General features: G+C 57.7%; 8 protein-coding genes. 2 read left to right on the plus strand and 6 right to left on the minus strand.

Going from position 1 to position 14336, the window contains the following annotated elements; genetic code table 11:
• Window positions 1–199 precede the first annotated feature (199 nt).
• The 6 genes from AC0ZWN_RS02075 to AC0ZWN_RS02100 form a co-directional block, all read right to left on the minus strand.
• Window positions 200–661 carry an SMI1/KNR4 family protein gene (locus AC0ZWN_RS02075; protein WP_476333877.1) on the minus strand — a complete coding sequence of 154 codons (462 nt, stop codon included), beginning with the start codon at window positions 659–661 and terminating at the stop codon, window positions 200–202.
• The gene (locus AC0ZWN_RS02080; RefSeq protein ID WP_476333878.1) at window positions 658–9354 is read right to left on the minus strand and encodes a two-partner secretion domain-containing protein; all 8697 of its coding nucleotides are present in this window, start codon (window positions 9352–9354) and stop codon (window positions 658–660) included. Before AC0ZWN_RS02080 ends, AC0ZWN_RS02075 begins: the two co-directional genes overlap by 4 nt.
• Before the next feature lie 24 nt (window positions 9355–9378).
• Complete coding sequence (locus AC0ZWN_RS02085) at window positions 9379–11085, minus strand: ShlB/FhaC/HecB family hemolysin secretion/activation protein (RefSeq protein ID WP_476333879.1); 1707 nt, start codon at window positions 11083–11085, stop codon at window positions 9379–9381.
• A 155-nt stretch (window positions 11086–11240) separates the two neighbouring features.
• Window positions 11241–11651, minus strand: a complete 411-nt coding sequence (locus AC0ZWN_RS02090; RefSeq protein ID WP_095050056.1) for a lipocalin-like domain-containing protein — start codon at window positions 11649–11651, stop codon at window positions 11241–11243.
• A 48-nt stretch (window positions 11652–11699) separates the two neighbouring features.
• The gene (locus AC0ZWN_RS02095) at window positions 11700–12248 is read right to left on the minus strand and encodes a hypothetical protein (protein ID WP_095050131.1); all 549 of its coding nucleotides are present in this window, start codon (window positions 12246–12248) and stop codon (window positions 11700–11702) included.
• Window positions 12249–12345: 97 nt separating this feature from the next.
• Window positions 12346–12795: a winged helix-turn-helix transcriptional regulator gene (locus tag AC0ZWN_RS02100; protein WP_476333881.1), complete on the minus strand. Its 450-nt coding sequence runs from the start codon at window positions 12793–12795 to the stop codon at window positions 12346–12348.
• A 186-nt stretch (window positions 12796–12981) separates the two neighbouring features.
• Between AC0ZWN_RS02100 and AC0ZWN_RS02105 the strand changes: the two genes are divergently transcribed.
• Together AC0ZWN_RS02105 and AC0ZWN_RS02110 are read left to right on the plus strand one after the other, a co-directional pair.
• Window positions 12982–13800: an alpha/beta fold hydrolase gene (locus AC0ZWN_RS02105; RefSeq protein WP_476333883.1), complete on the plus strand. Its 819-nt coding sequence runs from the start codon at window positions 12982–12984 to the stop codon at window positions 13798–13800.
• A 62-nt stretch (window positions 13801–13862) separates the two neighbouring features.
• Entirely contained in the window at window positions 13863–14129 is a 267-nt protein-coding gene (locus AC0ZWN_RS02110; protein WP_476333884.1) for a FecR/PupR family sigma factor regulator, read from the plus strand.
• The last annotated feature ends 207 nt before the right edge of the window (window positions 14130–14336 follow it).

The following is a 14336-nucleotide window of genomic DNA, read 5'->3' on the forward strand; positions in this document are numbered from 1 at the left end:
GGGAAACATTGGAGAAAGCTCTGCGTGATGAGGTGCATCATCAGGCGCAGAGCCTGGAGTAGATTTGTGGGGATCCCTCAGGGACAGACCACATTTTCAGAGCGCTTTCTAAACGTGGTCTGTCCCCATTTATCATTAAACCAAATAAATCTGCCCCCTTTACTTTATTATTGCATTTGAAGTCGCACCTTTAGCCGAGTCAATTCAAGTCCGGCCATTGTGCAAAATGGCTTTCTATTGATGCCATTAAAAAGTCTGAAAAGCTATCCCAAGCTTTAACGCTCGAACTTTGACCTTCAAAGAATTGAAATACTGGTGGATCGTCAGAGACCGGTAGAAAATAATTAATTTCATATCCTTGATGCATGCAGAATACCTTAGCATCCGCAGGCAACAAATCAGAGAGACCTAATTCATCAAGCAACTCTTCCGCCTCCGACTTCAGGCTAAGTAATCTCGGATAAAAAATATCTACGCCACAGAAAATCTTACCAGCCGAATGCCCAGCAACTGTCAAAAACTCACGATACTCTAACGGAATTTTACAACCAAAATGTTGCTCGACTGATGCAATCTCCCCTTCGGAGCAACCAACAAGTGCAGACTCTAAAATCACTCCCCGCAGCACCAACTCATGAAAAACATCTCGAATTTTTTTCATCTTGGCTTTCCTGTTTCTACGTTAACAATCACACCGGGGAACCTTTGTTGAAACTGACTTATAACCCCACTGCATGAAACGCAGATTGGGAGCTCTGAGTAAATGTTCACGACCCCTTGCGACGAGGGGGTCAGCTTATCTGCCAGATTCGACAAAATCTTATACTCTGAGTCCATTGTCCTTGGATTGTTACCAGTTTGTATTGTGTCGAATACTTGCTTTTCTGGGACATCAACCGTTCCAGGGCGCTTCGCTAGACCGCTCACGCCTACAATTTCAGCGCTTCGACCATCAATTGAATACTCAGCAACAGCAATATTCCTACCGCTACCAATGTTTAGCTGCGAGCGAACTTGTACCGCCCGTTCAGATAATCTTGCTAATTCATTGACGGCGGCAGCCTCTATAGCACCTGTCGCTGCCGGCCTGACGACAGCCAAAACCTCATCAGCCGTTAGCTTAGCGCCAGTTTTCGCTTCGATCTCCATCAAAGCGCGAAGATCACTCAGCTCCTTGGTCGTTAAACTTCCAGCTGCGGCCCCCAACCCGACAGGAAGTGCTTCCGACAACCCCAAATCAGCGATAACGACCCCGGCTTCGTTCACGCACAACACTGGGTTGGCTGCGCAGGTAGCTGCACCTCTCGTGGCATACTGTCCAAGCAAACCAATCGCTTCCGGCGCAAGAGCAATGATCCCCGCTGCAGCCAACAATTTCACCGCATTAGCCGGATCCCCTTTCGGAAGGTGGTCTAGGCTAGCTCGCGTCCTCGCATTGGTGGAGTCGGCGATATTGCTATGGAGGAATTGATCCGTAATCCCCGTTTTGTCATTTTGCCAAAGTTTGTTTAATTCACGAGAGCCTTCATCAATCTCAGCCTTGATCTTCTCGCAATCACCGGTCGCCCAACAGTTATTGAGCCGCGCCGTGTTATCCGCATCACGCTTGGCAAACTCAGCTCGAACCGCATCACAGTTGTCTTTACATTCCTTGAGCGCCTTTTCCAGGTCTTCTACATCCTGGTGGCTCAAATAGTTGTATTGAGTACCACTCTGTGCGATCGATGACCCTAGCTGCAGCTTGGCGGCATCTGCGTTCGGGTCCTGCACAGCGGTCGTCAAAACCCCGATCAGTTGCGAGTTCATCAGCAACAATCGATCTCTGTCGTCCTTCGACATCCCGGAATACGCCGACGCCAAATCGTCAACGAACGCTTCGTTGACTCCAGCTGCCAATGCGCCCGTTTTGAAGTCCCCCCCCGCTGCCATGGAGCTCAAGCCTCCCATTAGCGCATGTAGGCCTATCTTCTCCAGACCACCGTCCTCCAGGTGTTTGCTCACCCCGATATCACCCACGAGGTTGAAACCATAGGCGGTAAACGCATTCACCAGGCTTTTTTGCACGGCATCACCCAAGCTGCCTTCACGGCCCAGGGCTTTGTTGAGCAACGCGGAGGTGGAGTTTTGCAACAACTGGTTTTCGGTAAAATGCGCGATACCTTGCAGGCTGCTCAGACCACCGGAATCGGCGACGATAACTTTTCCGGTGTTGGCCAATGCGCCTTTGGTGGATTCCGTCAACGCGGGGGATGTACCGGTCGTACTCGAGGTCCAGTCATTGAAGAAACCGGTGGTCAGACCCGCGGTGCCTCCGGCCACAATGTAATTTTTCAGGTTGTCAGCACTGAAGGTTTCTTTGAGCGCCGCTCCGAGATTGCCTTTGTTGTTAATGGTGCTGACGGCCGCCGTGCTGGCTGCCGAAGTGATCATGGCGGTGAGTGCCGCGTTCGCCCAACCTGCTGCCACTGCTTCGCTGGTGGCTGTCGCGGCTAGGCCAGCCGACATTGCTGTGCCGGAACCAGCAGTCGCACCTGCACCCACAAGGCCTGACGCCGCACCAGCGGTGAAGTAGGTGACGATGATTATGATGATGATCATCGCAGGGCCACCCAACCCCGAATGGCTTTCATCCCAGCGGTCATGCAGCTCTTGGACTTGACGCCAATCCACATCAGTTCGCGCTTCGGCGTCTTTCAACCAGGCCATACTCGGGTCGGCTTGCACCATGGCGTCGATTGCCTGACTGACGGTTTGCTGGTTGATCTGTTTGATGTCTATGTGAAGCCCATCAACAGCTTTAACGAGCGTCTGACCTTTGGCAGTCAGTTGGTTTTGGCGCAGTGTTTCGTCTACCTGGCCTTTGCTTTCCATGCTGGTCCAGGCCGCGCTACTGCTGCTCTTGTCGTGGCTTTCCTGATGCGAATCCTTCACTGCCTCAAAGGTGATGCTGCCACCGCTGTCCAAAGTCAGGTCTTTACCACTGTTGAGCTTGGCGCCCTGGTAGCGTTGATCACCCTTGCTGACCAGCGTGAGATCGCCCCCGGTCTTGATCTCGCTACCCACATGAGTGATCTGGGTAACCTCGTCACGCTTCATTTTCTTGGCGCCGAATCCACCCTTTTCCTTCATGTCGTACAGGGTGTAATCCTTGTTCTGCGCGGCCAGCAGGTTCAGGTCGTTGCCCGCGTAGACGTAGGCTTCGTTGCCCGCGCTGATCTTGCTCGCGACCAGTGTGGTGTCGCGGCCGGAGTTGGTTTTTACGTCGCCGCCAGCGATGAATTCAGCGGCTTTCTGGACGGTGTGGTTGTCCTCTTGGTGGACGCGTTCCCTGCCGTCCTTGCTGCGGGTTTCGACGTTGTGTTCATCGCCGGCCGAAACCAGATTCAGGTCACGTATTGCGTCGGCTATAAGATTGCCTTTGGCCTCAGCGGTACTGGCGATGACATTAATGTCACGTCCAGCGTCCATAGTCAGGTTGCCACCGCTTTTCACCGTCGACGCAAGGTTTTCCACGGTGGTGGTGATGACGGAGCGATGGCCGCCATTGAACACTTCGTGCAGTTCGTTTTCGTTGCGCGTCGCCAGCAGGTTGATGTCGCGGGTGGCGCTCAGGCTGGCGTCGCCGCCGCTGCTGATTGAGGACGAATTGACCAGATCATTGCCGGACTTAATGGTCAGGCTATCGCGCGCAGTGATGTTGCCGCCCTCATCGACGAGGGTGCGCATGCCGTTGCCATCACGCACCGCGATGGCGGTACGATCGTTGACGATGTCGCCCTTGAGGCTGGTCAGTTCGACCTGGTTGCCACGGATTTCGCCGGCCAGTGCGTTGCGAATGCTGTCGGTGGCCATCAGCTTGATGCGCTCATTGGCTTCGACCAGGCCGCCCTGATAGAGGCTGCCCTTCACATCGACAGAAACGTCTTTGCTCGCGCTCAAGGTACCGACGTTAACCAGATCGTTACCGGCCAGCAGTTCCAGATCGCGGCCCTGAATCAGGCTGCCGCCACGCACGTTGCGCGATTCGGCCTGGGCCAGGTAGAGCACAGGCACCAGCACTTTCTGACCATCGACGACGCGCTCTTCCATCCAGACGATGTCGTGGGTCAGTGCGGCAACTTGCGCGGAGGTCAGGCTGACGCCGACCGCCAGGTTCAGTTCGTTCTTGCTGGCGAGCGCGTTATCCATCAGGTAACGGAATTGTTCGTAGTCGTTCTCCAGGCCATTGGCGAGGAAACGCTGGCCCGTCTGGGCCATCACCGCATCACTGATCAGACGCGATTCGTAGCGACCATCGCCGAGGCGGCGTGCGGCTTCATCGGCGCTGAAATTGAGTTTGCCGAGCAGGTAGTCGGAACTCATGAACGCCGTGGTCTGGGTCAGCTCCGGGTTGGTTTCGATCAGGTAACGGCTCTGCGGATTGGTGCTCTGCACGAACATGCCGTATGGGCCTTTCGGCAAACGGAACGTCGAAGACGCCGTCGGATCAACCGCCGCAAACGGCACACCTTTGAAGTCGGCCGGAACAAAGCTGATCTGCTTCACGCCGTCGGCATCGACATGCTCGATGCGAGTCACGGCGGTCGGTGCCTGGACACTGGCATCGGTGCTGCGCTTGCCCAGATTGATGTTGATGCCACCGACCGCATCGGTCTGGTCGCTGGACAACGAGCCGGTCAGTTGGCCATAAGTGTTCTCGTACAACGTGCCGTTCTGAATGCTGTTGGTCACATCCAGCTTGACCTTGCCCCCGGCCTGGAGCACCGCCGCGTAAACGTTGTTGCCGTTGTCATTCCAGGTGGTGACGTCGCTGGTTTGAGCAAAGCGCGAATCGCTGGAGCGGCTGACCAGTTCTTCGAAACGAGCTTCATCGAAATTGCCCGCCGCAGTCGCCGCGTTGAAGGCCGGGATATCGATGAACTCCATCTGATCCCACAGGCTGTTGTCGATGTGCCCCGGCGTGCCGATCTGCACCACGCGATGGCCCGAACGCGACACCGCGCCTTTGTTCAGCAGGCTGTCGGCCGTAATGCTCAGATCACCATTTGCTGCCAGCAGGCTGTAACGGTTTTCCACCTGATTGGCGTGAATGGTGAAGTTCTTGCCGGCGACGAAACGCGCCGCACGGGAGTCTTTGAGGACCCGGTCGTCGAAGTCAGTGGTGATGGTGATGTAGCCGCGTTTCCAGCCGTCACCGCCGCCGCAATGCTGACCGCAGACCCAGCTGAGGCTGCCGGACGACTGCCCTGAGGTTATCTCGAATTCCGCCTTGGCGTTTTCCACCGAGACCGCGTTGATGTCGATATCACCCTCGCCTTCGACGGTGCCCGACAGGTTGCTGAAGACTGCAGCACGACCACCACCGACCGCATCGAATGTCAGGTTGCCGCGGCTGTAGATGTCGCCATAGAAGTTGTTCAGGCTGTTGCCGTGCAGCTTCATCGTGCCGCCGCTGAACAGCAGCGTATCGGCGCCGTTGTAAATGCCGTTGGCGGCAGTTAATTCGAGGTTACCTTGGGCGCCGAGGGTGCCTTTGTTGTTTATCTGCGCCGCCGTCACCATGAGGCTCTGGTTGGCGATGAGGCGGCCGAGGTTGTCCAGCGTGCCGCGCAGGGTCATGACGGTATCGCCACCGCTGACCAGTCGACCGTCCTGTTGAATCACGTCGTTGGCGTTGATCGTAAGCTTTTGCTGCGTCGAGACTTTGCCGCTGTTGAGCAGGTTACCCCCCAGGTTCAGCGTCAGGTCACCATCGCTTGCCAATTGCCCGGCGTTGTTCAGGTTGGCGACATTCAGATTCAGTGTCGAAGCACTGGCGATCCGGTCGCCGGCGTTGAGCATCAGGTCCTGCGTGCTGGTGTAAGTCAGCCCGCCGTTGAGCTGCCAAGTGCCAACACCATTGACCGCGCCGACATCCCACACGCCCTTGCCCAGACCGGTGAGGCTGCCCTGGCTGCCGATCAGTTGGCTCAGGTCCAGATCGAACAGACCCTGCGCCGCGTGGCGCACGTTGCCGCTGAGGTTATTCAGTTGCGCGCCGGACAGCACCAAGTCCTGGCTGCCGATTTCGATCACGCCGCTCTGATTGTTCAGGTTCCCGATAAGTTTGATCTGACTTGCGGCGCCACCTAGCGCACGGATCTGGCCGCCAGCGCTGTTATCCAAGCCGCCGGCAGTGAGTTTGAGGCTGTTGGCCGATTCGATCAGGCCGCCCTGATTGAGAATCTGCCCGACCGCTTCGAGGCCCAGTTGATTGCCACTGATCTCGCCGCCGGTGTTGTCCAGGCTGGTGCCGGTGAAGATCAGCTGATCCTTGCCGAACAGTTTGCCGGCGCGGTTGGTCAGACGGGTTACGGTCAGCGTCAGGTCATCGATCAGGCTGGAAATCAGCCCGGCCTTACCGTTGACTGCGCTGTTGTCGAGGTCGGCACTGGTGATGTCCAGCGAGTCGGCTTGCAGGGTGCCGCCCTGGTTCTGCAGACTGCCGGTACCCAGCGCCATTTCGGCGTGGCTGCCGTTGGCGAGGATGATGCCTTGCTGATTGAGCAGGGTCTTGCCGGTGATTTTCAGGCCATCGCTGCCAGCGATGATTTGTCCGACCGCGCTGTTATTGATCGCCGCGCTGGTGATGTCCAGACGCTTGCCTTGCAGGGTGCCGCCACGGTTGTCCAGCGAAGTGAGCTGATCGAGCAGCAGACGCTGATCGCCGGCATCGACCACACCTGTCAGGTTGCTGAATACACCGGCAATGTTGAGGACAACATCACCGCCGTTGCCGACGATACCGCCCTTGTCGTTGTTGCTCAGTTGCGTGGCGTGGATGTCGATGGTTTTGCCGAGCAGGACGCCGGCGCTGTTATCGACGACGTCGCTTTCGATGTGCAGGTCGGCGTCGCTCTGGATCCGGCCCTTGTGGTTGAGCAGTTGCGATTGGCCCGGCGCGGTTTGCTTGAGGAGCAATCGCGCGCCATCGGCACCCGCCGCCAAAAGGCCACTGTCACTGTTATCGAGGCTGGCGGCGTGCAGTTCCAGACCGTCGGCGATCATGCGCCCGCCACGGTTGTCGATGTGGCCGTCTTTCGCCACCATCCACAGCTGTTTTGCGGCAACGATACCGCCACGGTTATCGACCGAGCCGGCCTGAATGTCGATGTCAGCCTGACTGGATTGCAAGCGACCCAAGGCGCTGTTCAGGTGTTGCTGGACGACTAGCGTAAGCTGGGCGGTTTCGGCGCTGATCGTGCCGTCATTGTTGCCTGTGAGATTGCGCAGGTTTGCATTGACCACGCCACCGAGCAGTTTGCCGCTGGCGTTTTGCAGATCCTGCGCGGTCAGATTGAGGCGATCAGTACCTTGAATCAGACCCTGGCTGTTGTCCAGGTCTGCGCTGGTGATCAAAGTGTCAGCGGAGGAAATCGTGCCTTGGGCGTTGTCGAGCGCGCCAACGCTGGTCACCTCAAGGGTCTTGCCGGTCAGGCTGGCGTTGCGGTTGTTGATGCTCTGCGCGGCCACCGTCAGGCGTTCCGACGCCTGCACTTTGCCATCGTGGTTATTCAGATCCTGCGTCAGCGTCAGTTCGGCTGTACCGTTTTCGGCACTGATGACACCTTTGTCGCTGTTATCGAGGCGCGCTGCGGTGACCTTGATCTGGTCAGCCGCCAGCGTACCGCCCTGATTGAGCAATTCGCCGCCAGACACTGCCAGTGTGGTTTTCGCCTGAAGCTTGCCTTTGCCGTTGTCCAGACGCTCACGGGCGACCACTTTGGCGTCGCTCTGGCTGGCGCCGATCAGGCCGCTGCTGTTGTCGAGTTGGCGGGCATCGATGTCCAGCCGCCCGGCAATGATTTTGCCGTCGGTGTTTTTCACATCTCGGGCATTGAGCTTGAGACTGCCACCAGCGATTTCAATACGCCCGTGACGGTTGTCCAGGCTGTCGACGATCAGGCTCGCCGCTTGCCCGTCGGCAAAACGGATCAGGCCGTTGAGGTTGACGATGGCCGGAGCGCTCAAGGCCAGGTGAGTCTCACCGTAAATGCGTGAATTCAGCCCTTGGTTGACCAGGCGCGCAGCGTTGAGCGTGACGGTTTTTGCCTGAACGATGCCGTTCTGATTGTCGAACACGGTCGCAGCGGTGGCGTTCAGGGTGAGGCTGGCCAAGACACTACCCGTGTTGCTCACGGCGGCGCTGTTGATCGACAGATCACCGGCGGCATTGCGGCTGTTATCGGCGTTGACCCCGGCTTCAATCACACCTTGGTTGGTCAGCTTGCTGCCGCTGCTCAGGCTGACGCTGTCGCGGGCGGCCAGGCTTTGGCGGTTGATCAGTTGTTCGGCGGTTTGCACGACCAACTGCGTACCGGCGTAAACCGGCCCCTGGGCATCGAGGCTTTTCGCTTTGACGGTGATGGCATTGCTGGCCGTGACCTTGGCAATGCTCAACTGGCCATTGGCGTCGATCTGGATGTCACCGGCGCTGGCCGCCAGATCACCCGCCAGCTTCACGCCGACGCCCTGCTCGGTCCCCACCAGTTTGATCGCCCCGGCATACATCCCGCCGAGCGCCGAAGAGTCGATGGCCAGCTGCGGTTTGGCGCTGCCATCATCGGCGCGCGCGGTGGCGTTGAGGGTATCGGCGTTGACGTCGTTGCGCCCGGTGGTGATGTTCAGGCGTTTGGCGTGAATCTGCGCGTTGATTTGCGCACTGCGGGTGATGATTTCGAAGCTGTCGACAGCGCTGGCATCCAGGCCTTGGCCATCGATGGAAACGCTGCCCTGATCAACCTGAAAGTGATCGAGCCGACCGTCGTCGAGTACCGGTCTACCAGTGGTCAACGTCACTCGTGGCGCATTGATGAACCCGCAACCGTTGCAGGTGATGCCGTAAGGGTTGGCGACGATCACTCGCGCCGATTGCCCCGCCACTTCGGTATAACCGCGCAGCTGACTCGGGCTGCCGCCGTTGACTTCGTTGAGGATGGTTTGTGCAGCTGCACCGCGCAGGTTCGGGTTACCGAGAATGATCCCGCCCAGTTGCGACTGCTCTGTGCGTGCCGTGACGTTGTTGAGAATTACGCCCTGCGCACCGACGTTGTAGTCGTGAAACTGGTTATGCGACAGCCCACTGGCGTTGGGCGTGGCAATGTTGATGATCGGCACGCCGTTACCGGCGCGATCCAGCGAGGTATTCGGGTTGGCGACGACAATACCGTCGGCCTGCGCCCACATCGGTTGCCAGAACATGACGTTCGCCAAGAGAAACGCCAGCCCGCGTTTCGGCATGCCGAGGAAGAGTTCGCGGTTATTTACGGCAGCAGCAGGCTGGCTGGCCAGAGGGGCCAGTTGACGAATGTCCATTTCAGAATCTCGGGGCGGGCGGTATTAGAGGAAAAAATCCAGACGGAAGTAGATCGGTGCTTCACGCTCGGTCAGCGCATCCGGGCGTTCCAGGGAATGAGCAAACGTCACCCCGGCGGACAGGTATTTGCCACGGGCGAACAGGTCCAGCGAGTTGCTCGACATGCGCCCGTGCTGATCGCCGTTGTAGCGACCGTTCTGGATCACACCCTGGTCGTAACCGAGGCTGGTGCCGTATTCGGAGAACACCGGTTGCAGCCATTCGATGGTCACCGGACGCGTCCAGCGCAGGTCATTGCGCCAGTAACCACCGCTGTCGCCCGACAGCGACTGATCCTTGTAGCCACGAATCGACGACGAGCCACCAAGGCTGGTGCGTTGCGGGCTGAACAACACATCTTCACTGCGCTGGCCGGTCATCAGGCTGCTGAAGCTGAACGACTCGCCCCACAACTTGAACGGCTGCAGGTAACTCAGGGTGGCGGTGTATTTGCGGTAGCGTGCATTAGGCTCACCGGGGCCAGGATCGTGACTACCCTGCGCGTCGAAGGCGCCAATGCCTTCTTGCATACCCGCGTCAAAGTTGACGAAGGCACTGCCGACCCGGCGACCGTGGTTGAAGCCGAACTGCGCTTCGCTGATGCGGTTGCTGCTCAGTTTGAGTTTGCTGTCTTCGATGAAGTTGTTGGTGCGCAGGTACGACAGGCCAGCGCTGAGCGAGGTCTTGCTGACGGCGTCGCGGTGGATCACCCGCTCGGCGCGCAACTGATGGTTTTCGCTGTCGCCGGTCTGTTTGAAGTTGTAGCCGTTGGCGGCAATCTGCGAGCGGTATTCGCTCTGGCTGTAGATGTAGCTGAATGTCCACCAACCCCACGGCAGGCTGTAATTGAGCATGGCGTTACGCGAGGTGTGCTGATGATCGGTCATCGCATCGTGACCGCCACGCAGGCTCAACTGATCGGCCAAGCCGAGCGGGCTGTCCCAGTCAAACGTGGTGCCCCACTGCTGTTCGCCGGTGCTGCGCTGGCCGTCGTTGTTGCGCGACAGCCCGACTCGCCATGGTTTCTGCGGCGTGTTGGTGACCAGCACTGCGCTGCCACCGACATTCTGGCCGGGCGCCAGCTCCATTTTTGCCTGGTTCGAAGGCAGACGGTTGAGCTGATCGACCATTTGCTCGATCTCGCGCAGGTTGACCAGGTCACCGGTTTTGCCGGGAAAGGCCATGGCCAGTTCGCGCTCAGAGAGCTGGCTGTTATCCGCGCCCTTCATGCCTTCGAGCTTGCCTTCGACCACCAGCACTTGCAGGTGCCCGGTGGACAGATCCTGCTGCGGCAAGTAGGCGCGGCTGGTGACCAGGCCTTTCTCGATGTAGTGATCGGTGATGACCTTTAGCAGTTCGTTGAGCTGAGGTACGCCCAAGCATTCGCCGATGTAGGGTTTGAGCAGGCGAGTCTTGTCGCGCTCGGAAAGGCTGTCGGCGCCCTTGAGCTCGATGTCTTTGATCGGGAAGCAGCGGGTATCGGTGGGAGCTGCCGGTTGCGCAGGTCTGGCATCTTTGCCGGGCAGATCCTTGAGTTCTTCAAGGCGCCGCTGCTGCTCTTCGAGCAGGCGGTTCTGGCGATCACGGATGAGGTCGGTGTCGCCGGGTGTAGGGGCGGCAACGGCAATCTGGAGTGGAGACAGGCACAGCAACGCTACGCACAACCTCGCCACGAGGGCGGGTGAGGACATGTTCGATCCCTCGATACGAAAGTGACATCAAAATAGTGGCGCGATATTAGATGGCCATCATTTTGACGTCAAACTATCGTTTAAACCTTTTGTCGGGTTTGTATCAAGAATTGAACAAACGGGGCCGTTGCAGCCCCGCGATGCTTCTGACTGGCTTACCCGCGAATACGGTGCTCATCAAAGGCATAATCTTCCTGGCAATCCGCCGAAGGACCTTTCTCCACATTGACGTAATGCACCGTGTCAGCATCAGTAAGCTTGTAGGTGTAAACATCAGGCGCAGCGACGCCATTGGTTCTCAGCACACTCTTGCCATTGGTAGCTGTCCAGGTGCCATGCTCGGTTTGCACCTTCTGTGTCTGCTTGGCGTCGCGGAAAAAGGTTATGGAGAAAGTACCGTCGGCGTTGAACTGGTTTTTCCAGGACATGAACTGGCATTTGCCGTTTTCGTCGCGCTGACCTTTCCATGAACCGACCAGCGATGGGTCAACGACCGGCTTATTAGTGGCGCAGCCAGACAATGTGGCGGCCAGAATGATAAGTGCCAGGGAGAGATTCCGTTTCACAGAGTATTTCCTTTTTTTCGATAAATTCAGTGCGCTGTGCGTGCCGACTCAACTCTTTACGAGCGTGCGCTGCCGGGGCTGAGTAACGTCATAAACATGCTGTTCGCAATGCTCACCGCTGAACTGGAACTCCACCTGGTAGACCTTGCCACGCTCGGGAGTGAAAACAGTGGTCAGCGGCCCACAGGTATAAATACCTCCCGTAACCCGGCTGTTCGAATACCCCGAAATTTCAAAGGGCTTGTCGGCATCCGCTTGTGCCTCCACTTGTGGGAAGCGCTTGACCGTGGCGCTGTTGGCCACTTCATTGAGCTTGGCGATCCAGCCGAAAACATGGCCCCGACCTGAATCGACGACGGTGCCAAGCACCTCCATGCGACGGTCAGGGTCATCCGCACGCCGGATGGAAAACTCCACCGGATTGGTACCACCCGTGGCCTTCATGATGACCTTGGCGTGCTGGTCATCCGTGGCAACGGTGTTCTGGCCCAACTGAACACCGTCTTTGAGCAGGCTCGGGGAGGAATCCCGAACAGTGGAATGGCAGCCTACAAGCGTGAAAATCACAGCCAGAGGCAGTAATGCGCGTTTATTCACGGACGAAGTTTCTCGATTAAGGACTGGCGCCAAGGATGACATCAGAATAGCGGCGCGATATTAGTTGGCCATCATTTTGACGTCAAACCTTTGTTCGTCAGTGCTCAACACCCAGTCGCGTCGCGACGTCATCGGGTGCAAGCAGGCGACCATCGGCCGAGGTCAACGCCAGCTTGCGAATCGGCTGACGATTCTTCGCATCGACCATCACCGAACCCGGCTCACCCGGCGCGTACATGAATTCACCGCCCCACTGCGACAGCGCGACGATCACGGTCTGCAAGGCTTTACCGCGCTCAGTCAGCACGTATTCCTTATAAGCGCCGCCGTCGGCGGCTGGCAGCGCTTGCAAAATCCCCTGCTCCACCAGCCCCTTGAGGCGCGCGCTGAGCATGTTTTTGGCGATATCCAGACTCTTCTGGAAATCATTGAAACGCCGGATGCCATCCAGCGCATCACGAATGATCAACAACGACCACCAGTCACCGATCAGATCCAGCGTGCGGGCAACCGGGCAGGCATTGCCCTGCAGACTTTTGCGTTTCACGTAAACGTACTCCCTCGATTCAGTGGGCGACCGGGCGGCCTTGAGTTGCATCATACAACTCTGGCGCGGATCCACGACCGAGCCGACCTAAAACCAGCACCTGCATACAAGTAGCCGGATCGCTTTGCGTTGATAGTGAATGTCGCCATTTCGGCATCACTCGCGATCCCTGACGCAGGAGTTTCCATGAGCACCTTCACCACGCAAGACGGTACCGAGATTTACTACAAGGATTGGGGCAGCGGTAAACCTGTGCTGTTCAGCCACGGCTGGCCGCTGGATGCCGACATGTGGGAATACCAGATGGAATACCTGAGCAGCCGTGGCTATCGCACCATTGCCTTTGATCGTCGCGGTTTCGGCCGTTCCGATCAGCCGTGGACCGGATATGACTACGACACCTTCGCCGATGACATCGCGCAGCTGATCAACCATTTGGACCTGCGTGACGTGACGCTGGTGGGCTTTTCCATGGGCGGCGGCGACGTCAGCCGCTACATCGCCCGGCATGGCAGCGAGCGCGTTGCCGGTCTGGTGTTGTTGGGCGCAGTGACACCGCTGTTCGGCAAGAAAGCCGACTTCCCGCAAGGCGTCGATACTTCAGTGTTTGACGGCATCAAGGCCGGCCTGCTGCAGGATCGTGCGCAGTTCATCGCCGATTTCGCCGCGCCGTTCTATGGCACCAATCAAGGCCAGAAAGTCTCCGACGGCGTGCTCACGCAAACGCTGAATATCGCTCTGATGGCCTCGCTCAAAGGCACCGTGGATTGCGTCACGGCGTTCTCGGAAACCGACTTCCGCCCGGACATGGCCAAGATCGACGTGCCGACGCTGGTGATTCATGGCGACGGCGACCAGATCGTGCCGTTCGAAACCACCGGCAAACAAGCGGCCGCACAAATCAAAGGCGCCGAGTTGAAGGTTTACGCCGGGGCACCGCACGGCTTTGCGGTGACCCATGCACAGGCATTGAATGAGGATTTGCTAGCGTTTCTCAAACGCTGAAAATTCGAAATTAAAAAGTCCGTCGGCATCGGTTTGACGGGCTTTTTTGTTACCCTCGTTCCATGACCCCTTCCGACCTCAACGCAATGGACGAAGACATCTCTGTGCAAGCCGCCGATTGGTGCATGCGTCTGCACGATGACAATTGTCCGCCGGCTGTACGCCAGGATTTCCAGCGCTGGATACAGCGCGACTCGCGCCACGCTTTCGAATACGCAAAAATGCTCGAAATCTGGGATCTCAGCGGCCAATTGCCGGATGAGCCCGAGACGGCGAAAAAACTCCTCACCGGTCACGGGGCGGCGACTGAAAGCAAGCGTGAAATTTAGCGACCAGGTTTGCCCCCGCCCTTGCCGCCTCCAGCGCTGAAGCCCGCATTTTTAAAAACTTTCGCCCCTCTGCATCAGAATTTTATCTTCACATCCCAGCTTAATAATATTTTACCGATATCCCCCCTCTCCCTAGTCTGACCTCAAGCCAAACGGACAAGCCAACAGCGGCCCGAATCCCACTGCCTTGCTAGGAAGGATGTAGAG

The organism is Pseudomonas sp. 3B-A001-10F (genome assembly GCF_056313565.1).